18 protein-coding genes are annotated in these 19,789 nt (G+C 75.1%); 10 read left to right on the top strand and 8 right to left on the bottom strand.

Going from position 1 to position 19,789, the window contains the following annotated elements; all coding sequences use genetic code 11:
- The first annotated feature begins 439 nt into the window (after positions 1 to 439).
- Positions 440 to 1,855: an MFS transporter gene (locus ACGF0D_RS37055; RefSeq protein WP_392923976.1), complete on the top strand. Its 1,416-nt coding sequence runs from the start codon at positions 440 to 442 to the stop codon at positions 1,853 to 1,855.
- A gap of 185 nt (positions 1,856 to 2,040) precedes the next feature.
- On the opposite strand, the gene ACGF0D_RS37060 is transcribed toward ACGF0D_RS37055, so the two are convergent.
- Together ACGF0D_RS37060 and ACGF0D_RS37065 are read right to left on the bottom strand one after the other, a co-directional pair.
- Complete coding sequence (locus tag ACGF0D_RS37060; protein ID WP_392923979.1) at positions 2,041 to 3,009, bottom strand: hypothetical protein; 969 nt, start codon at positions 3,007 to 3,009, stop codon at positions 2,041 to 2,043.
- A 120-nt stretch (positions 3,010 to 3,129) separates the two neighbouring features.
- Positions 3,130 to 3,261, bottom strand: coding sequence for a hypothetical protein (locus ACGF0D_RS37065; RefSeq protein WP_392923982.1), 132 nt, complete (start codon positions 3,259 to 3,261; stop codon positions 3,130 to 3,132).
- An 87-nt stretch (positions 3,262 to 3,348) separates the two neighbouring features.
- On the opposite strand from ACGF0D_RS37065, the gene ACGF0D_RS37070 reads away from it, so the two are divergent.
- Complete coding sequence (locus ACGF0D_RS37070; RefSeq protein WP_392923985.1) at positions 3,349 to 4,452, top strand: NADH:flavin oxidoreductase/NADH oxidase; 1,104 nt, start codon at positions 3,349 to 3,351, stop codon at positions 4,450 to 4,452.
- A gap of 158 nt (positions 4,453 to 4,610) precedes the next feature.
- Here the strand turns inward: ACGF0D_RS37070 and ACGF0D_RS37075 are convergent, their stop codons facing one another.
- Positions 4,611 to 5,375 carry a TIGR04222 domain-containing membrane protein gene (locus ACGF0D_RS37075; protein WP_392923988.1) on the bottom strand — a complete coding sequence of 255 codons (765 nt, stop codon included), beginning with the start codon at positions 5,373 to 5,375 and terminating at the stop codon, positions 4,611 to 4,613.
- A 519-nt stretch (positions 5,376 to 5,894) separates the two neighbouring features.
- On the opposite strand from ACGF0D_RS37075, the gene ACGF0D_RS37080 reads away from it, so the two are divergent.
- The 4 genes from ACGF0D_RS37080 (at position 5,895) to ACGF0D_RS37095 (ending at position 9,530) form a co-directional block, all read left to right on the top strand.
- Positions 5,895 to 6,320 carry a carboxymuconolactone decarboxylase family protein gene (locus ACGF0D_RS37080; protein WP_392923991.1) on the top strand — a complete coding sequence of 142 codons (426 nt, stop codon included), beginning with the start codon at positions 5,895 to 5,897 and terminating at the stop codon, positions 6,318 to 6,320.
- A 128-nt stretch (positions 6,321 to 6,448) separates the two neighbouring features.
- Positions 6,449 to 7,078 carry a hypothetical protein gene (locus ACGF0D_RS37085; RefSeq protein ID WP_392923994.1) on the top strand — a complete coding sequence of 210 codons (630 nt, stop codon included), beginning with the start codon at positions 6,449 to 6,451 and terminating at the stop codon, positions 7,076 to 7,078.
- A 969-nt stretch (positions 7,079 to 8,047) separates the two neighbouring features.
- Positions 8,048 to 8,290 carry a hypothetical protein gene (locus ACGF0D_RS37090; protein ID WP_392923997.1) on the top strand — a complete coding sequence of 81 codons (243 nt, stop codon included), beginning with the start codon at positions 8,048 to 8,050 and terminating at the stop codon, positions 8,288 to 8,290.
- A 10-nt stretch (positions 8,291 to 8,300) separates the two neighbouring features.
- On the top strand, positions 8,301 to 9,530 hold the full coding sequence (locus ACGF0D_RS37095; protein WP_392924000.1) for a helix-turn-helix domain-containing protein: 1,230 nt from the start codon (positions 8,301 to 8,303) through the stop codon (positions 9,528 to 9,530).
- Here the strand turns inward: ACGF0D_RS37095 and ACGF0D_RS37100 are convergent.
- The gene (locus ACGF0D_RS37100; protein WP_392924003.1) at positions 9,448 to 10,488 is read right to left on the bottom strand and encodes a zinc-binding alcohol dehydrogenase family protein; all 1,041 of its coding nucleotides are present in this window, start codon (positions 10,486 to 10,488) and stop codon (positions 9,448 to 9,450) included. The genes ACGF0D_RS37095 and ACGF0D_RS37100 overlap by 83 nt on opposite strands.
- Before the next feature lie 138 nt (positions 10,489 to 10,626).
- Between ACGF0D_RS37100 and ACGF0D_RS37105 the strand changes: the two genes are divergently transcribed.
- Positions 10,627 to 11,049 (top strand): winged helix-turn-helix transcriptional regulator, encoded by a 423-nt coding sequence (locus ACGF0D_RS37105; RefSeq protein ID WP_392924006.1) that lies wholly within the window; start codon positions 10,627 to 10,629, stop codon positions 11,047 to 11,049.
- Positions 11,050 to 11,516: 467 nt separating this feature from the next.
- A complete protein-coding gene (locus ACGF0D_RS37110; protein ID WP_392924009.1) occupies positions 11,517 to 14,396 on the top strand; it encodes a BTAD domain-containing putative transcriptional regulator in 2,880 nt (959 codons plus the stop codon).
- Between the two features lie 196 nt (positions 14,397 to 14,592).
- On the opposite strand, the gene ACGF0D_RS37115 is transcribed toward ACGF0D_RS37110, so the two are convergent.
- Entirely contained in the window at positions 14,593 to 15,723 is a 1,131-nt protein-coding gene (locus ACGF0D_RS37115) for a sensor histidine kinase (RefSeq protein WP_392924012.1), read from the bottom strand.
- Positions 15,720 to 16,409: a response regulator transcription factor gene (locus ACGF0D_RS37120; RefSeq protein WP_392924058.1), complete on the bottom strand. Its 690-nt coding sequence runs from the start codon at positions 16,407 to 16,409 to the stop codon at positions 15,720 to 15,722. The genes ACGF0D_RS37115 and ACGF0D_RS37120 overlap by 4 nt, the downstream gene beginning before the upstream one ends.
- Before the next feature lie 142 nt (positions 16,410 to 16,551).
- On the opposite strand from ACGF0D_RS37120, the gene ACGF0D_RS37125 reads away from it, so the two are divergent.
- Together ACGF0D_RS37125 and ACGF0D_RS37130 are read left to right on the top strand one after the other, a co-directional pair.
- A complete protein-coding gene (locus ACGF0D_RS37125) occupies positions 16,552 to 17,217 on the top strand; it encodes a M15 family metallopeptidase (protein WP_392924015.1) in 666 nt (221 codons plus the stop codon).
- 11 nt (positions 17,218 to 17,228) lie between these two features.
- Positions 17,229 to 18,281 carry an endonuclease/exonuclease/phosphatase family protein gene (locus ACGF0D_RS37130; RefSeq protein ID WP_392924018.1) on the top strand — a complete coding sequence of 351 codons (1,053 nt, stop codon included), beginning with the start codon at positions 17,229 to 17,231 and terminating at the stop codon, positions 18,279 to 18,281.
- Between the two features lie 52 nt (positions 18,282 to 18,333).
- Here ACGF0D_RS37130 and ACGF0D_RS37135 read toward each other — a convergent pair whose 3' ends face one another.
- Positions 18,334 to 18,966 (bottom strand): GDSL-type esterase/lipase family protein, encoded by a 633-nt coding sequence (locus ACGF0D_RS37135; RefSeq protein WP_392924021.1) that lies wholly within the window; start codon positions 18,964 to 18,966, stop codon positions 18,334 to 18,336.
- A gap of 167 nt (positions 18,967 to 19,133) precedes the next feature.
- Positions 19,134 to 19,787: a hypothetical protein gene (locus ACGF0D_RS37140; RefSeq protein WP_392879575.1), complete on the bottom strand. Its 654-nt coding sequence runs from the start codon at positions 19,785 to 19,787 to the stop codon at positions 19,134 to 19,136.
- Between the last annotated feature and the right edge of the window lie 2 nt (positions 19,788 to 19,789).

The raw sequence follows: 19,789 nt of genomic DNA on the forward strand, positions 1-19,789 counted from the left end.
GGTGTCCTGACGGGGAGCTGACCTGGAGCCGACGGCGGGGCGCGCGTGAGCGCTCCCGGGGTGACGCAGCGGGGTCACACCCGTACGGACGGGAACCGCCCAGGTGTGCAATGGGCCACATTCCCAGGCCTGTTGGGGGCTTCGAGTGACGAGGGTCACGCCCGGTGCGCGTTCGGGGCGCGCGGCGGTGCCTCGTCCCGGCAGGACTGGGCGGGCGGCGATCCGGCACGGGCGAAGGGCCTGTCCGCTTCGGGACCTTGGTCGTGAATCCCCTCGACCTTCGGCCCGGTGGCGGGCCCGCGAGGGCCGGGCAACCGTGGACGGTCGCCCGTTGTGACCGGGCGATGGCGCCGTCCGACGTGGGCGGCGTCTTCCCCTGCCGTCTACCCGGCGCACGGTGCGCGGTCGCGTGCCGTACGCTCCGGAGGACCCCAAGCACATGTCCCAGACCATCGACAACGCCCCGTATACCGCGTTCCACCGCAGGCTGGCCCTCGCCTGCTCAGGCGGACCCCTGCTCGACGGCTACATCCTGAGCATCGTCGGCGTCGCCCTGATCGGGATGCGCCCGGACCTCGGGCTGTCCACCGCCGAGGTCAGCCTGATCGGCGCCGCCGCCCTGGTCGGAATGTTCGTCGGCGGCGCGCTCTTCGGCGTGCTGACCGACAAGATCGGCCGGGAGGTGATGTACACCGCCGACCTGCTCGTGATGGTCGTCTGCTCGGTGCTCTCCTTCTGGGTGGACGCGGTGTGGGCGATCACCGTGCTGCGCTTCGTGCTCGGCATGGCCGTGGCCGCCGACTACCCCATCGCCACCTCGCTGCTCGCCGAGTGGCTGCCCACCAAGCACCGCGGCCGGCTGCTCGGCAAGCAGATCATCGCCTGGTACGCCGGCTCCGTGCTCGCCTACGTGGTGGGCTACCTCTTCCTGGAGCTGGCCGGGCCGGGCAGCTGGCGGTGGATGCTGGCGAGCTCCACGGTGCTGTGCGTGGTGTTCCTGGTGATCCGGCGCGGCTCCCCGGAGTCGCCGCGCTGGCTGGCCGCCAACGGGCGGGTCGGTGACGCGGTGCGCGTGGTCGAGAAGCACCTGGGCGTGCGCGTGGACGGCCGGGAACTGATGCCCGACCCGGCCGAGCGCGGCCGCCCCGTCGGGCTGCGCCTGCTGATGACCCAGCCCTACCGGCGCCGCACCCTGTTCTGCGGCCTGTTCTTCCTGTGCCAGGTCGGCCCGCTGTTCGCGATGCTCACCTTCGGCCCGCAGATCCTCTCCTCCTTCGGCATGCCCGGCGGCACGGTGATGGAGACCCTCGGCACCGGCCTGATCAGCCTGGTCTTCCTGCTCGGCTGCTACCCGGCGCTGCGCCTGATCGACACCCGCGGGCGCCGGCCCGTCATCATCTGGTCCTTCGCGCTGATGGCCGTCCCGCTGGCGCTGCTGGGCGTGTGGCCCACCGCCCCGGCCGCCGTCGCGCTGCTGGCGCTGTGCGCGTACGCCTTCCTGTGCGGCGGGCCGAACGTGCTCGACTGGACGTACCCCAACGAGCTGTTCCCGACCGAGATCCGGGCCACCGCGGTGGGCGTCGCCACCTCGGTCAGCCGGATCGGCGCGGCCGTCGGCACCTACCTGCTGCCGCTGTCGCTGACCGGGCTGGGCACCGGCCCGACCATGCTGATCGCGGCCGGGACCACGGCCCTCGGGCTGCTGGTCTGCGTCATGTGGGCCGAGGAGACCCGGGGCACCGCCCTCGGCGCATCGCCCGCCGCTGCCGCCGGCGCGGCCGCGGGTGCCGCGGGTGCGCCGCGCGCCGCCCGGGGCGCCGTCCCGAGCCAGCGCGTCCCGCAGACGGCGCGCTGACGGCCGGCTGACTGCCCGCGCTGACGGCCTGCGCGCACGACACCGACGGCGCCGCCCGGTCCTCCCGGGCGGCGCCGTCCGGCGTCCCGGGGTGCCAACTCCCGTACCCGGCCGCCGAATCCACCACCCTCGGCCCGCCGCCCCACACACCTCGGGCAGCGGGCGCCCCGCGCCACCACCCGACCTCACCAGGGGCCAACCCCCGCTTCCCACAAACGTTCCAGGGTGGCGCGGTAAGCCCCCCACTCGATGCCCGAGCCGTAGGGATGGGGCGTGAGGGGGTCGTCGCGTTCGACGCCGGCGGGCAGTCGGCCGGTGACGGGGGTGACCAGGCGTCTGCCGTGATGGGCGAGGTGCGTCCAGAAACCGACGGCGAGCGGCGCGACGGCCACGCCCACGGGTGCGGGCCAGGGCTCGCCGGTCTGCGGGTGCCGCGGCACCACCGCGATGTCCGGGAGGGGGTCGGGCAGGAGCAGACCCGGTCCGGCCAGGGCCGCCCGCTTCACCGGCCGCTCGGCCGCGCGCCCGGCCGAGTGTCCCGGCGGGAGCAGCCGGCTGTACGGGGCGCGGAAGGCGGCGGCGAGGGGGCCGCGGAAGACGTCCGCGAGGGGGCCGTCGGGGAGGGTGACGGGCGAGCCGTCCGCGGCGGCGACCAGGTGGGCGAGCGTCACGGCCGACTCCATCTCCCAGCGCGGGTCCCAGCGCCCCGTTGGGTCCGACGGCTCGGTGGCGCACCACCACCGGGTGAGCGCCGCCCAGTCGGTGGCCGGACGGGCGGGGCCCGCGGGGACGGGGCGTACCGCGTCCGGCTCCAGCCAGGTGGCCTGCCACAGGGAGCAGGCGTCGAGCCGGGTCGCCACCTTTCCGCCGCAGCCGGCGCAGGTGACGTTCGGGCCGTTGCGGCCGTCGATGCCGCAGCAGGCGCCGGGTTCGCTCCGCTGGACGAGGACGGTGCCGTAGGCGTCCCCGGGGGCGATCACGATCGAGCGGGCCGGCCTGGCGGGGTGCTCGTCGACGGCGTAGGTGCCCGATTCCATCAGGACGGGCATGGGGTGGCCGTTGCCGTAGGAGAAGCCCGCGTAGACGGGGTACGGGACCCGCGACAGCGGCGCGGTCAGCGCGTGTCCGCACCGCCCGCACTCGAAGACCTCCATGCACTCCCCTGTCCCGGCGCCGGGGACGGTTGAGGCGGCGCCGGTGGGCGAGTATCGCGGGCCCGGCGGGCCGGGGCCAACGGGTTTTCCACCGGCCCCGGGCACCGCCACCTCGCCCTGTCAGGCCAGGTCGGCGCGTTCGGCGGCGGGGACGGGCTCGCGGTCCAGGGTGGCGGTGAAGACGGTCATCAGCTTGGGCTCTCGCAGGTGGGAGGGCGCGCTGACGGAGCACCCTTGCAGATATCTGCACACGCAATTATTGTTTGCGAATGTAAGTGCAGCTGCAAAAGTTGCATGCTCTCCTCTTCGCGCTGGCGCCGACCCCATCGGGAGTCCGACATGAGCACCTCCCTCTTCGACCCGTTCACCCTGCGGTCCCTGACCGTCCCCAACCGGATCTGGATGCCGGCGATGTGCCAGTACAGCGCCGTCCCGGACGGGGACGCGGCCGGCGTCCCGACCGACTGGCACTTCGCCCACCTCGCGGCCCGCGCCGCCGGCGGCACCGGGCTGATCATCACCGAGGCCACCGCGGTCAGCCCCGAGGGGCGCATCACCCCGTACGACCTCGGCATCTGGAACGACGAGCAGGTCGCGGCCTTCCGCCGGATCACCGACTTCCTGAAGAGCCAGGGCACCGTCCCGGCGATCCAGCTCGCCCACGCCGGCCGCAAGGGATCCACCGAGCGCACCTGGGTCGACCGCGGGCGGCCCGTCACCCCGGGCGAGGAGCACGGCTGGACCCCGGTCGGCCCCAGCGCCGAGGCCTTCTCCCCCGCCCACACCACGCCGGACGAGCTGACCGAGGAACAGATCGGCACGATCGTCCGGCAGTTCGCCGACGCCGCCCGGCGCGCGCTCGACGCCGGCTTCCAGGTCGCCGAGATCCACGGCGCCCACGGCTACCTGGTCCACGAGTTCCTCTCCCCGGCGGCCAACCACCGCACCGACGGCTACGGCGGCTCCTTCGAGGGGCGCGTCCGCTTCGCACTGGAGGTCGTCGACGCCGTCCGCTCGGTGTGGCCCGAGGACCTGCCGGTCTTCTTCCGTATCTCCGCGACCGACTGGATCACCGAGAACCCGCAGGACGGCCGGGAGGGGTGGACCTCGCAGGACACCGTCCGCCTCGCCAAGGAGCTCCAGGCCCACGGCGTCGACCTGCTCGACGTCTCCACCGGCGGCATCGTCCCCGACGCCCGCATCGAGGCCGGGCCCGGCTTCCAGGTGCCCTTCGCCGAGGCCGTGCGCCGCGGGACCGACCTGCCGGTCGCCGCCGTCGGCCTGATCACCGACCCCGCCCAGGCCCAGGCCATCCTCACCGAAGGCCGCGCCGACGCCGTCCTGATCGGCCGCGAACTGCTCCGCAACCCCTACTGGGCCCGCCACGCCGCCGCCACCCTCGACGCCAAGGTCCCCGCCCCCGCCCCGTACCACCTCGCCTGAACCCCGCAAGCCCCCGGAGCAGGAAGCCGACCACCTCGACTTCCTGCTCCCCGGGGCCACACCAACCGCCCCACCCCGCACAGGAAGTCGGGCCCGTCGACTTCCTCTCACCCACGCATGGGCACAGCCCGCACAGTGAAGGCTTCAGTGGCGCCCCCTCAGACTCCTTCGCCGTCACCCGAAAGGGCGCTGGAGCCGTACGAGTCGCCCTCGGTTCGGGCGACGGTTTCCCTGGCGGCACGGCCACTGAGCAAACCGGCACGGGCGGCGAACTCCGGCAAGAGCAGACGCAGTGCCCGGCGCCCGTGAAGCGCGGCGAGAACGCCGATCTCCTCCGGCCCGGCCGGGGTGGCACCGGGAAGGGGATGCAGGCGGCGCATCTCGCGCAACAGCTTGCCCCCGGCCAGTGTCCGCGCCGGGGCGCACAGGACAGTGAGCGAGAGTACGGCCAGGGGCACACCCGCCCAGAAGGCTTCCTGCGCCGCGATGGCCACGCCCGTACCGCCTGCTGCCAGGGCCAGCAGGCCCGCCACTGTCAGCCGGGCTTGTCCGCATCGCAGGCCACGCCCGGCCAGTTCGGCGCGCATCTCCTCCCGAGCCCGCCGTACCGCCGGAGCGGCGGCGGCATCGGCCAACGACAGCTCCCGGCCGAACGCCTTCCACACGGCCCGGTGCAGCGAAGTCACGTCACGTCCGGGGCCGGTGTGCACCACCCGCCGCAGCCGGCCAAGCCGGCCGACATCGATCGCCCCCGCAAGGTGGAGTTCTACGACGGCCACTTTCAGCGCGGCCTTCGAACCGCCCCGCACTCCCGCGACACCGGCCGCTGTCAGGCCGTCCGTCCGCCCTCTGACGGGCAGCCACCGCAACAGCCCCGCACCGACAAGCCCGGCCACCGCGCACACGACACCGATCGATCCCATCACGCCCCCCGTCAACGGACAGCAGACCCTCCCCGGCCCGCTTCCCCGAAGAATGACACGGCCGGGTGACCGTCGCTCAGTTTCAGGCCCCCCACCCTGCGCGGAAAACCAGGCCCGCCGACTTTCCGCGTTCCGCCTCCCACCGCGGCCACAACCTCGCCTGCCAAGCGCACAGGAAGTCGGGACCCGCCGACTTCCCACTCCACGCGGGGCGAAGCCGGCCGGCACAGCACGGCGCGGAAGATCAGGCTGCGGCCGGCCGTTCTTCCCCGGTGGGCCTCGGGCGCGGCGCTCGGGCGTGTTGGCGTCGCCCCCCTTCGGACGGGGGGTCACAGGAAATCTTTCGGCTCGGGTAGGGCGCAGTGATGCCATTTCAGGGGGGTCGGACCGCAAATTTTCCTGTGAAGGCGGGTCAGCGTGTCGGGTTTGAGTTGGAGTGTGCTCCAAGTTCTACGGTTCTGCCGTGGTCGCCGCCGCCCGGTGGTCGGCGGCCGGGACGACGGGAGAGGAGCAGCGCGGATGAGTGGGTCCGTGGAGGAGGCCGAGGTTCGGCGGGAGCGTTTCGCACACGGGTTGGAGGTGCTCGACCGGGTCGACGGGGAGGCTGGTCGGCGGGTGGTGGAGGCCCTGGGTGACGTCAGCCCCGAGCTCGGACACCAGGTGGTCGCGTGGGGGTTCGGGGAGATCTACAGCCGTCCGGGACTGGCGCCGCGTGAGCGGCAGTTGGTCACCCTGGGCATGTTGACCGCGCTGGGCGGGTGCGAGCCGCAGTTGGAGGTCCACGTCAGCGCCTCGCTGAACGTCGGGCTGACGCCGCAGGAGATCGTCGAGGCGCTGCTGCACTCCGCCGCCTACTGCGGCTTCCCGAAAGCCCTGAACGCCACCTTCGTCGCCAAGAAGGTGTTCGGCGAGCGCGGCCTCCTGCCGGTCGCGGAGGACCGGTAGTCCCGATACCGCAGGCGCCGACCCCTCTCCGTTCCGGTGCCGGGGCCGGTCGCACGGGCTGTCAGGTCCTTGTGCTGTACTACCTGCTCTTCCGTGTCCGTCCCGCATCGCCTCCGGAGGCACCCCCGATGAGCACCACCTGTCCGACGTGCGCGGCGGCGGACGAGACCGTCGCCGTGCGAGAGGCCCTGCTGGACACCGACCGGCCCCTCGACCCGCCGATGCGGGAGCTGCTGTCGATGCCGTCCGAGCCCGGGGGCGCGAGCGTGGCCGCGATCACCCTCTTCGTCCTGGCCGGTCTCTTCGGCCTGCTGGGACTGCGCGCGCTCCTCTCCGGCGACGGCGGCGGCAACGGCGACAACTCCGACACCGCGTACCAGGCCGGTTACCACTACGGTGCGCTCCTCGTCGCCGCGATCCTGCTGGGCATCGGACTCGCCGTCCACGCCCCGCCATCGGAAGCGTCGGAGTGGAACCGCCGACCAGTGGCCGCGGACCTACGACCAGTGGCAGCAGGTCCACCGGGTGTGGCGGGCGACCTGGCTGTGCCGGCGCTGCTGCGCCGTGTTCCTGCCTGCGGCGTCGCTGCGCCCTGGCTCCGCCGCCTCGCCGTCGGCCGCCTCGCCCGCGGTGCCCGTGGCGCAGTTCCGGCAGTGGGCGGCGACCGTGGCGCGACAGGACGACCATTCCGGCGCCCCGACCACGTCGGCCTGACCGTCGCCGTCACGCCCGCGGGCGCCTCGCTGCCCGGTGCGTGACGGGCCGGCCCGATTCCGGCCCTGGTCGGCATCCGGCCGATGAAGCGGAGGTTCCGTGACCTCGTCGGCACTGCGCGCGCCGTTCTCCTCCGGTGAGCATCGGTGGCCTCCTCGGTCGCCGTGGGGAGCCAGGTTCTCGTCCCGGGAGGCCGGCACGAGGACGAGCCGCGCCAGGTCCACCGATGTCGGCGCCCTGGGGTACCGGCTCGTGAAGCCCGCCGGACGCGGTGTCAGCGCAGGGCGGGATGCGGTCCGCTGGGAGGAGGCCGGCGAGCGCGAGCCGGAGCGCGGGGTGTTCGGGCAGCCGATGGACGGGCAGGGCTGGGCGCCCGGACCGGACCGCGCTACGGGCCCCGGGCCTCGCTGTCGGGATCCGCGGAGTACGGGCCGGCCGGCCGGCTCTCGGCGAGGTGGCGCCGCCGGGCCAGGCGGAGGACCGGCCCGACCGGCCGCCCGGTGGTGCATGTGCTCCGGTGCGGCGGCGGTGCCGCACCTGGCCCGCCCTGCTGGAACAGGGCACGCCGAATCCCCTGGTGGTGTCGAGTGGCAACGGCCGGGGAGACCGCATGGGTGAGGCATCGGGCCCGTGACAGTACCGGGCCCGGGCGCCCCCGGCCCTTGGCCCTGGGCGGGGCCTGTGCGGGGCGCTCACCCCGCCGATATCCACAGAGGATGGCGTTTCGCATTCCTCGTGGCAAGCCCGAAAGGGCCCGGAGGGTCGGACATGGCAGGTGCCCGGGCCCCGGGTGGGGACGGGCCGACGGCCGTGAACTGCGGATTCCTCCTGACGTCGTTTCACCTTCGAGTGGGACAAAGCGAGAAACGGGGGCGTAAAGCGTTGGACCGCCCCCGCAGGCCACGGCGACCCTGTGCGTGGGCGTCCAGCCCGCCCGGCTCTGGAAGGCCGTGCGGGCGCGCGAGGACCCCGGTCGAGTGGCAACAACCGCAACCCAGCGAAGCGGAGACCGCATGGAACAGCAGTACACCCCGGCCGCGCACGCGGCGTGCGTCGAGGTCCGGACGGCGCCCGGGGCCCCGGTGCCCGTCCCGGCCACCGTGCTCGTGGTCGTCGTCCTCCTCCTCACCACCGCCCTGACCGCCTTCGGCACCCCCGCCCGCACCGCCGTCGCCACCCTGGCCGGCGCCGGGCTGCTCGGCACAGAGCTGGTGCGCCGCCTGGCCGAGGCGCTCACCGCCCGCCGGGCCCGCTAGGAGGCGGCCGGTGGGGCGCCTGAACAGCGCCCTGGCTGAAGGGGACAAGGACGTCCGGACGCTCGCGCAGTGGCTGCGTGCCCTGCGCGAACGCTCCGGCCTCACCTACAGCCAGATGGCGCGCAAGACCGCCGGATTCGCCCGGCCCGTCTCCCTCGCCACCCTCTCCCGCGCGGACGAGGGCCGTACGGTGCCGACCTGGCCGGTCACCGAGGCCTACGTCCGGGCCTGCGGCGGCTCGCTGCGCACCGCCGAGCGGCTGTGGCTGCGCGCCGACGCCGACCGGCCCGGGCGGCGTGGGAGCGGGGCCAAGGCCGTGCCGGTCGCACCCGCCGCGGCCGGCGCGGATCGGGCCCTGCCGTACGTCACGCAGCGCTGCGAACTGCTCGTCGCCATGCGGCGGTTGCGGCTGCGCGCCGGGAGCCCGTCCCTGCGCGAGCTGGAGACGCGCGCGGCGCGGGGAGCGGTGAGCCACCTGCCGCGCAGCACCCTGCACGGGGTGCTGGCGGGTGAGCGGGACTGCACCGAACGGGTCCTCGTCGAGTTCGTCCGGGCCTGCGGGGTGGGCCCGGTGGAGGAGGCCGAGTGGGTCGCGGCCCTGCGCCGCACCGCCGGCGTTCCTCCCCCGCTACCCGACGTCCACCGCCGACTCGCCGAGGCCCGCGCCGAGATCCGGCGCCTGCGCCGCGCCCTCGAGGACCGCCCGGCGCGGGAAATCGGCCCGCCCGACTTCCCGCGCCCCGTCGGCCGGCTGACGGGACGGCCCGCCCCCGGCCCAGGGCCCCGCGCACGAGTGCGGGAGGCCGACGGCCCCGGCCTCCCGGGGAGCGGACCCTCGACGCCCCCACCGAGCCGCAGCGAGGAGTCGGTCCAGCCGACTTCTCGTGCCGAGGCGGGCGGTGCGGTGGTCACCGGATCCGCCGGGGCGACCGGGGCGACCGGGGCGTCAGTCCCGCCGCAGCAACCAGCGGTAGATCAGGACTGCCGTGACGGCGCCGACGGCCAGGACCGCGGCGTCGACCCCTTCGAGTACGGCCGGGTCCTGCCCGTGGTGCTGGTACACCCCGGACAGCAGGGCCCTGGCGGCCAGGGCCGCCACCGCCCCGCCGCCGGTGGCGAGCAGGGCCTCGACCTGGCCGGTGCGCCGGGGCATCGGCTCAGAACCCGGTCAGGGTCGTCTTGCCGATCGCCGTACCGGACTCCTGGAGGCGGTGGGCGGCCCGGAGATTGGCGGCGGTGACGGGGCCGAGGTCGCGGGTGGCGGTGGTGGTCAGGACGCCCGCGTCCACCAGGCGCGCGACCCGGTCGAGGATCCGGTGCTGCACGGCCTGGTCGGCGGTGGCGTGCAGGGAGCGGGTGAACATGAACTCCCAGTGGAAGGAGATGCTCTTGCTCTTGAGGACGCCGATGTCCAGGGAATCGAAGTCGTCGATGGCGACGATGCCGCCGAAGGGGTTCAGTGCCTCGGCGTAGGCGGTGAGGTTGCGGTCGGTGGCGACGGTGCCGAAGACGTGGTCGAGGCCGCCGGGGGCGGCCTTCGCCAGTTGCGGGCCGAGCGGGAGCGTGTGGTCGATCACGTGGTCGGCGCCCATGCGGCGGGCGAAGTCGGCCGACTCCGGGCGGGACGCGGTGCCGATCACGGTCAGGCCGGTGAGGGTGCGGGCGAGCTGGGTGACGAGCGAGCCGACGCCGCCCGCGGCGGCGGTCACCAGCAGGGTGCCGCCCTGTTCCGGGCCGCCGGCGCCCAGGCCGAGGCGCTCGAAGAGGCCTTCCCAGGCGGTCAGCGCGGTCAGCGGCAGCGCGGCGGCACCGGCGAAGGAGAGGGTGGCCGGCTTGTGGCCGACCAGGCGCTCGTCCACCGCGTGGTAGCGGGAGTTGGCGCCGGGCCGGTCCAGGGCGCCGGCGTAGTACACCTCGTCGCCGACCTCGAACAGCTCCACCTGCGCGCCGACCGCGACCACGGTGCCGGCCGCGTCCCAGCCCAGCACCCGCGGCTCTCCGCCCGGGTCGGCGTTCTGCCGGACCTTGTGGTCCACCGGGTTGACGGCCACCGCCTCCACCCGCACCAGCAGGTCGCGCGGGCCCGGCCGGGGTACGGGCAGCTCGACGTCGAGCAGGCTCTGCGGGTCGTCGACCGGCAGGCTCCGGCGGTAGGCGACGGCGGGCATCGTCGCGGGGATCGTGGTCGTCGCGGGCATCGGGGGTCTCCTCGTCGTCAGGGCGGCGCACCGCCGTCCGGGCACGTCGGCGACGGTATGCGAGGGGTAGTGGTTACCCGCAAGGACCATTGGTACCCATCGGGTACCGAAGCAGTACCCGATGGGTACCATCGGTGGGTGACGACGACCCGCACAACGCCGACCCACACGCCGACCCACACGCCGACGCCCCGCCCGACGACGGCCCACGCCCCCGACTGCACCGACCCCAAGTCCGTCTACGCCGCGGCCTGCCCCTGCCGCGACATGCTCGACCTGCTCGCCAACAAGTGGAGCGCCCTCGCGCTGGGAGCCCTGGAGGACGGCCCGCAGCGCTTCGGCGCGCTGCGCACCCGCCTGCAGGGCGTCAGCCCCAAGGTCCTCACCCAGACCCTGCGCCGGCTGGAGGAACACGGCCTGGTCCACCGCGAGATCCACGCCGAGGTCCCCCCGCGGGTCGAGTACAGCCTCACCGCGCTGGGCGTGGACGCCTGCGTCCCGCTGGCGCACCTGCGTACCTGGGTGGAGCGCAACATCGACCGCTTCCCCGGCCCCGCCTGAGCCCGGCGGGCCCGAAGTGCCCTGGGGCGGCGGTGACTTGCCGACCCGGAGCTCTTCGGGCGTCGGCGGTTCGGCGGGAGCGGGGAGTTCACGAGGGTCTCCTGCCGAGGAGCGAGGAGGCGGGGTCGGCCGGGCGCGGCACCCGCTGGGTGCGCGGCGGGTGCCGTGCGGGTGCCGACCGGACTGGTGGAGATCCTGCTGCGGCCCGTCACGAATTCATCATGACCGGATCACGACGCATGCACGGGCGACCCGACGACATGCCATGGACAGGACACGACTCCCGGGTGAAGATGACCTTACCCCGCCACCGTCCGTATCCGTACGGCCGTTCGGGCGGCGGAGCCGAGCACGCCCAGGGGCACGGGCGGGCGTGACGAAGTACGGAAGCACAGAAGAGCGGAAGCACGGAAGCGCGGCAGTGCCGGTGCGCCACCGCGGCGGCCGGTCCACCGGAGGGGCGGGGCGTGGAGTTCAGGATCCTGGGGACGTTGGAGGTGCGGGCCCCGGACTCCACGGTGCTCGCCGTCGGCGGGCGGCGCCAACAGGCTCTGCTGGCCGCACTGGTGGCCCATGCCGGCCGGACGGTGTCGGTGTCCCGGCTGGTCGACGCGGTCTGGGACGAGGCGCCGCCGGCCACGGCCGACCGCCAGGTCAGGAACATGGTCGGCCTGTTGCGCCGGGCGCTCGCCCCCGGCCCGGGGCAGGCCCCGCCGATCCGCACCGACGGCCCCGGCTACCTCCTCGACGGGCCCGAAGTACGGGTGGACGCCCTGGAGTTCGTCGCCCTGGTGGAGTCGGCCGCCACCGCGGGCGCCGAGCAGGCCGCCCGGTTGCGCGGCGCGCTGGCGCTGTGGCGCGGCCCGGCGCTGGACGGGCTGCCGGGCCGGGCGCTGGCGGCGGTCGCGGCCGGCCTGGAGGAGCGGCGGATGTCCGCCCTGGAGTTGCTCTACGAGCTGGAGCTGACGGCCGGGCGGCCCGACCGGATCGTCTCCGAACTCACCGCTCTTGTCGCCGAGTTCCCGATCCGCGACGGCCTGGTGCGGCACCTGATGACGGCCCTGGCCCGCTCCGGCCGGCATGCCGAGGGCCTGGCGGTCTACCGCCGTCACGCCGGGCACCTCGCGCAGGAGCTGGGCCTGGACCCCTCCCCCGAACTGCGCTCGCTCCAGCGCGAGTTACTGGGAGCGGCGGGTCCGCCCGCGCCCCACCGGTCCGAGCCGGCGGCCCCGCCCGCGCAGCCACCCCGCCCGAGCCCCGCTCAACTCCCCTGGGAGCTGCCGTCCTTCGTCGGCCGCGACGACCACCTGCGCACCATGGACCGCCACCTGACCGGCCCCGGCGGCAACCCCGCCACCGACTCCACCGACGAACCCGCCGACGACCCCACCGGCTCATCCCCACCCCCGACGGCCGTCACCGTGATCACCGGCATCGCCGGCGGCGGCAAGTCGGCCCTGGCCGTGCGCTGGTCCCAGCGCGCCCGCGACCGGTTCCCCGACGGCCAGCTCTTCGCCGACCTGCACGGCTGGTCGCCGGCCGGCCCGCAGGAGCCGCACGCCGTCCTCGCCGCCTTCCTGCGGGCCCTCGGCGTGCCGGCCGGGGAGGTCCCGGGCCGGCTCGACGAGGCGGCCTCGCTCTACCGCTCCGTCCTGGCCGGCCGCCGGGTCCTGATCGTCCTGGACAACGCGCTCGACGCCGAGCAGGTCCGCCCGCTGCTGCCCGGCAGCGGCGGCTGCGCGGTCGTCGTGACCAGCCGCGACCGGCTCACCGGGCTCGTCGTGCGCGAGGGCGCCCACCGGATCGAGCTGGCGGACTTCAGCCCGGCCGAGGGGCGGGCGCTGGTGCGCCGGGTGCTCGGGGCCGAACGCGTCGAGGGCCGGGAGCGCGCCGTCACCCGGCTGCTCGATGCCTGCGGCCACCTCCCGCTGGCCGTCGGCCTCGCCGTCGCCCGGCTGCGCGACCGCCCGCACCACGACCTCGCCGACTTCGCCGCCGAACTCGCCGCCGCGGGCACCCGCCTGGACGTCCTCGAAGCGGACGGCGACGACCCGTCCACCCGGCTGCGCACGGTGTTCGCGCTGTCCTACCGCGCCCTCGACGCGCCCGCCGGACGCCTGCTGCGGCTGCTCGCGACCAGCCCCGCCGTCGACCTGTCGGAACCGGTCGCCCAGGCGGTCGGCGGACTGGACGGCGCGCAGAGCGCACGGCTCCTGCGCCGGCTGGCCAACGTCCACCTCCTCGCCGAGCACTCCGCCGGCCGCTACCGCTTCCACGACCTGGTCCGGCTGTTCGCCGCCGAGCGGGCCGCGCAGCAGGAGAGCGAGCACTCCCGCGGCCTCGCCCGGCGCCGCTGGTACGCCTGGTGCCTGCACCAGGCCTCGGCCGCCGCCCGGATGCTGATACCCGGACGGCCCCGGGTGCCGCTGCCGCCCCCGCCCGAGGGCCTGCCCACCACGGCCTTCGCCGGACCGGACGAGGCCATGCGGTGGTGCGACGGGCAGCGCGACAACCTGCTCGCCACCCCCGGCCACGCCTACGAGCACCAGGACGACGAGACCGCCTGGAAACTCCCCGCACTACTGTGGATCCACCTCCACCGCAGCGGCCTGCACGCCGAACGGCTGGCCCTGGGCCGCACCGCGGTGGCCGCGGCCAGGCGCCTCGCGGACCCGCTCGCCGAGGGCCGCGCCCTCAACGACCAGGGCCACGCCTGGAGCACCGTGGGCGACCTGGTCCGGGCCCGCCGGCACTACGAACAGGCCCTCGCCCTGGTGCGCACGGCCGCCGACCCGGCGGCCGAGGGCCAGGTACTGGCCAACCTCGGCGCGCTCCACTTCTTCTCCCGCGACTACGCCGAAGCGGCCCGCCACTACGAGGGCGCCCTGTGGCTGCTGCCCGCCGACGGGCCGGACGCCGACCACTGGACGATCCGCCTGTGCGAGACCAGCCTGGCCTCGGTGCACCTCTTCCTCGGCCGGTACGAGGACGCGCGGGCCCTGGCCGAACGGCTGCTCGCGCCCGGACTGGGCCTCCACGACACCGTCCTGGGCTGCTCACTGCGCAACGTCCTCGGCCTCGCCCGCTACGCCGCCGGACGGCCCGACGAGGCGCTGCGCCACTTCGCGCGGTCCCTGTCCGTCGGCCGGCACGTCACCGGGTTCACCGACCAGCGGGCCAACTCCCTGGCCGGACTGGCCGCCGCGCAGCAGGCCCTGGGCCGCCCGGCCGCCGCCCGCCGCTCCTGGGCCGCCGCCCTCGACCTGTACCAGGACCTCCCCGCCCACTACCGCAGCCCGGTCGCCCTCCTGACCACCCTCGGCTTCACCCCACCCGACCTCCCCTGACCCGCCCCCGGCCGGCTACGACCACGAGGGCCGCCGGGGGCAGGCGGGCGGGAGGACCGCCGGAGGCAGGCGGACGGGACAGCCGCCGGGGGCACGAGGGGTACACGGGCGGGAGGGCCGCCAGGGGCAGGCGGGCGGACCGGCCGGGCAGGCCCAGGCGGCGGCGGTCCGTCGGGAGAGAGCCCCTACTCCTCGACTACTCCTCGACCGGGCCGGGCAGGCTGAGCGTCACCCGCAGGCCACCGGACGGTTCGGGGGTCAGGTGGAGTTCCCCGTGGTGGGCCTCCGCGACGGCGGCGACGATGGCCAGGCCCAGGCCGTGGCCGCGGCGGGACGGGTCGGTCTCGGCGGTGCGGCCGCGCCCGCGCAGGAACGGTTCGGTGAAGGTGGCCACGGCGTCCGCCGTCAGCTGCGGGCCGGTGTTGGCGACGGTGAGGTGCACCCGCCCGGGCCGCTCGGGGTCGGCCCCGGTGGCGACGGTGACCCGCCCGCCGGCGCCGGCCGGCAGGTTGTGCCGCAGCGCGTTGTGCAGCAGGTTGACGGCCGCCTGGCGCAGCAGCACCGCGTTGCCGGTGGTCGGGGCGGGGCGCAGGTCGGCGGTGAGGGTGATGCCGACGGCCTCGGCCTCGTCGCGGACGGCGGCGAGCGCCTCGCCCGTGGCGGTGGCGAGGTCGGTGGGGGCGAGGTCGGGCGGGGCGTTGCCGAGGTCGGCGAGCTGGAGCAGGGCCTCGCTGATCTCGATGGCGCGCCGGTTGGTGTCCTGGAGGCGGGTGACGAGCAGGCGCCAGTCCTGGCCGGCCGGGTCGGCGGCGGCGACCTGGAGCAGGGTGTGGGTGATCGCCAGCGGGGTGCGCAGTTCGTGGGAGGCGTTGGCGGCGAAGCGCTGCTGGGCCTCGAAGGAGCGCTGGAGGCGCGCCAGCATCTCGTCGAAGGCGTCGGAGAGGTCGGTGAACTCGTCGCGCGGCCCGGCGAGGGCGATGCGGTGTTCCAGCGCCCCGCTCGCGGCGCGGTGGGCGGCGCGGGTGATGTCCTGCAGCGGGCGCAGCACCCGGCCGGCGATCAGCCAGCCGCCGACCAGGCCGACGGCGGTCAGCAGGGCCAGGGCGTAGCCGCTGGCGGTGAGCAGGGAGTGCAGGATCTCCTGGCGGGAGGGGGCGTCGGAGCGGTAGCGGGGGTTGGAGGAGGTGAGGGGGTAGTTGGGGACGTAGCGCATGCCGACGTAGACGACGGCGAGGGAGAGGAGCCCGGCGGTGACGGCGAAGAGGGTGTAGCTGAGGGTCAGCCGCATCCGGGCGGTGAGGCGGTGGGGCCGTTTGCGCGCGGTCACCGGGCGCCCTCATCAGAGGCAGTAGCGGGGTCGGCGAGGCGGTAGCCGACCCCCGGCACGGTGTGGATCACCCATGGGTCGCCGAGGCGTTTGCGCAGGCCGGAGATGGTGATGCGGACGGCGTTGGTGAAGGGGTCGGCGTTCTCGTCCCAGGCGCGTTCCAGCAGGTCCTCGGCGCTGATGACGCCGCCGCGCGCCGTCATCAGGACCTCCAGGACGGCGAACTGCTTGCGGGACAGGCCCACGTAGCGGCCGTCCCGGTAGACCTCGCGGCGGAAGGTGTCCAGGCGCAGCCCGGCGTACTCCAGGACGGGCGGGGCGGCCTGGGCGGGGCGGCGGGCCAGCGAGCGCAGCCGTACGACGAGTTCGGCGAGGTCGAAGGGCTTGGTGAGGTAGTCGTCGGCGCCGAGTTCGAAGCCGGCGACCTTCTCGTTCAGCCGGGCGGCGGCGGTGAGCATCAGCACCCGGCAGCCCAGGGCGCGCTCGACGATGCTGCGGCAGACGTCGTCGCCGTGGGTGCCGGGGATGTCGCGGTCGAGGACGACGACGTCGTAGCTGTGGACGGCCAGGCGCTCCAGTGCCGCGTCGCCGTCGGTGACGATGTCGCAGGCGATCGCCTCCAGCCGCAGGCCGGCCTGGACCGCCTCCGCGAGGTAGATCTCGTCCTCCACCACCAGGACCCGCACGTGCCGTTCTCCCGTCGTCGCCGTTCGCACCTTATTGGACCCCATGGGGTGTATCGAAAACGTATCGACCTGCGCAAACGTCCTCGCAACACCGCGCCTCCTCCAATGGTCCGGCAACGGACGAACACACCGGGAGGCGGGAATGAACCCGACACGGACGACTCAGACGACTCAGCCGACGAACCAGGCGAACCAGGCGGACCAGGCGGACCAGGCGGCGGCCCAGGGCAGACGACGGCGGCTGGCCGCGGGCGCCTCCGCGGCGGCGGTGCTGGCCCTGGCCGGGGCGTGCGCCGCCGACCCGCCCCGCACCGAGGCCGTCCTGCGCTCCCTGGCGGCCACCGTCACCGCCCAGCCCACCGCGGCCGGGGCCGAGGCGGACGGGGAGATACCCGACGGCCGGACGCTGAGCCCCTTCGACACCGAGGCCCCGGCCGTGCGCAACCTGGACGGGCCGCTGCTGGAGGCCCTGCGGCGGGCGGCCGGCGACGCCCGGGCCGAGGGCATCGAGATGACCGTCACCTCCGGCTGGCGCAACAAGGCCTACCAGCAGCGGCTGCTGGACAAGGCGGTGATCAAGTACGGGAGCGTGGAGCAGGCCCGCAAGTTCGTCAACACGCCGGAGAAGTCCGCGCACGTCTCCGGCAAGGCGGTGGACGTCGGGCCGACCAACGCGGACTACTGGCTGATCCAGCACGGCGCCCGGTACGGGCTGTGCCAGGTGTACAACAACGAGATCTGGCACTTCGAGCTGCTCACCCGGCCGGGCGGAACCTGCCCGGCTCCGCTGCCGGACGCCGCAGGGTGAGGGGGCGCACCGTGACCGCTCCCGTCCAGGCCGACCCGCCGGGCCGACCGCGCCGGCCCGCACCCGCCCGGCGTACCGCACCCCCGCGTACCGCGCCCCGGTGGCGGGCCGTACCGATGTGGCGGCGCGGGCGCGTGCCCGCCGCACTCGGGCTGCTGACCGCCCTCGCCCTCGGCGGCCACCGCCTGGTGCCGGGCCTCGGCCTGGGCCTGGGCAGCCTGTGGGAGAGCGCCCTGCCGTGGAGCGGCCTGGTGGCGGTGGCGGCGCTGCTGTGCGCGGCGCTGCGCCGGGCGCCGGTGGCGGCCTGCGCGGGCGGGGTGCTGGCCGTAGTGTGGGCGGTGGTGTTCGGGCCGGTGCTGCTGTCCGGCGGTCCGGCGCCGACGGGCGGCGGGGCCGGCGGGCCGGGGCTGACGGTGGTCACCCACAACGTGAACGCCGCCAACCCGGACCCGGCCGGCACCGCCCGCGCCCTGCTCGCCGCAGGGCCGGACCTGGTCGCGCTGGAGGAGGTCACGGACGCGGCCCTGCCCGCCTACCGGGACGTACTGGAGCGGGCGCTGCCCCACCACGCCCGCACCGGCACCGTCGCGCTGTGGAGCCGCTACCCGGTGACGGAGTCCCGGCGGCTGGTCATCGACCCGGGCTGGAACCGTTCCCTGCGGGCCGAAGTCAGCGCCCCGGGCGGGCCGTTGGCCGTGTACGTCGCCCACCTCGCCTCGGTGCGGGCGGGTGTCACCGGCTTCGCCACCGCCCACCGCGACCGTGACATCGCCGCCCTCGCCCGGGCACTGGACGCCGAACCGCTGCGCCGGGTCCTGCTGTTGGGCGACCTCAACACCGCCGCGGACGACCGGGCGCTCGCCCCGCTCACCAGCCGCCTCACCGTGGCCCGTGGCGAGTCCGGGTCCGGTTCGGGCTTCGGGTTCGGCTTCAGCTGGCCGGCCGCCCTCCCTCTGGTCCGCATCGACCACGTGCTCACCCGGGGCCTGGCCGCCACCGCCACCTGGACGCTCCCCGCCACGCCCAGCGACCACCGCCCGGTGGCGGCACGGCTGTCGGCGTAGCGGTGGCGGCACGGCTGCCGGCGTAGCGGTGGACCTCGGCAGCCGGCCCCGGTCAGGCGACCAGCCGCAGCCAGGCCGCCGCGAGCGCGGCGTGACCGGCCGGCGTCGGGTGCACGCCGTCGGCGGACCAGTGCTCCGGAGCGCTCGACGCGGCGAGTTCGGCGAACCTGCCGTCGGCGGCGAGCAGTCGGGCGCCGTACCGGCGGGCGAGCCTGCGCACGGCCTGGATCTTCGGGTCCAGGTCGGCGCGCCACTGCTCGCGTTCCTTCTCGCCGATGAGTACGGCTGCGCCGGCCTCGACGACGCCGTGGATCGGCAGGAGGAACGGCTCGATGAGGATCAGCTCGGTGCCCGCCTCGGCGAGGGGCGCGAGGAGGCGGTCGTAGTCGGCCTCGAACCGCTCCGCGGGGATCACGTGGCCCTTCGGGTCGAGGGTGTGCCGGCCCATGTCGTTGGCCCCGACGAGGACCGACAGCACGTCCGGGCGCGCGTCGAGCACGTCCGTCCGCCAACGGGCTTGCAGGTCCGTCACCTTGTCGCCCGCGTTCGCGGTGTTCAGCCAGGTCACCGGCCGGTCCGGGTGCCGGTGGGCCCACTCGCCCGCGATGCGCAGCGGGTAGCCGGAGCCGAGGCCGTCCTCGCTCTCGCGCCGCCGGCAGTCGGTGATCGAGTCGCCCGTGAACATTACGGTGCTTCCCGGACGGAGGGTGATCGTCATGAGCGCTCCTCGGAGGAGGTGGGGCGGGACCTCCCGAGGGTGCCGCGCCGCGTCGTCACCGTGTCGTCAGCCCGCTGACGTCCGTCGGCAGATCGCTGCCATCTTCCCGGCCGAGATCATGACATGACGCAGCGTCAGCTCACCGGCACGGCGTCCTTCGGCGCGGTGTGCCAGTTGGTGACGACCGGCTTGTCGACCGGGGTGGTGCCGACGGGGACGCTCGCCGGGTTCGGGTCGGGGTTGCCGATGCCGATGATGACGTCGGTGAACTCGACCGCCTGGTTGCCCTTGGTGGTCTTGGCCATGACGCCCGCGTACGCGGTCTTGGCGCCGCTGAGGGTGATCTGCTCCCCGGTGCCGTGCTCGACGGGCGAGGCCTCGATGCCGCGCGAGCCGAACGCGATGACGGGGTGGCTCGTGGGCAGCGTGCAGGTGATGCCCGGCTTGGCCTTGGCGCTGATCAGGATGTAGCCGCCGGCCTGGGTCTCGCTCTTCGCGCCGAAGTCCAGGTCGTTGGCGCCGCAGACCTGGCCGTACCCGCTCTTGTCGGCGGCGGGCGCGGAGGGGGCGCCGGGGGTGGCGGAGGACTTGGGCGCGGCGGTCTTCGTCGGTGCGGCCTGGCCCGGGGCGGGCGTGGCGGGCGCCGTGGCGGCGGGTGCCGCGGCGGTGGCCGCGGGGCCGGTGGCGGCGGGGGCGGCCGCGTCGCTGTTGTCCGGTCCGCAGGCCGTGGCGGTGGCGGCGATCGCCGCGACGGCGGCGGCGGTGAGGACGAGGCGGCGCGTGCGCATGG

The organism is Kitasatospora sp. NPDC048298 (assembly GCF_043201465.1).
Taxonomy (GTDB): Bacteria; Actinomycetota; Actinomycetes; order Streptomycetales; family Streptomycetaceae; genus Kitasatospora.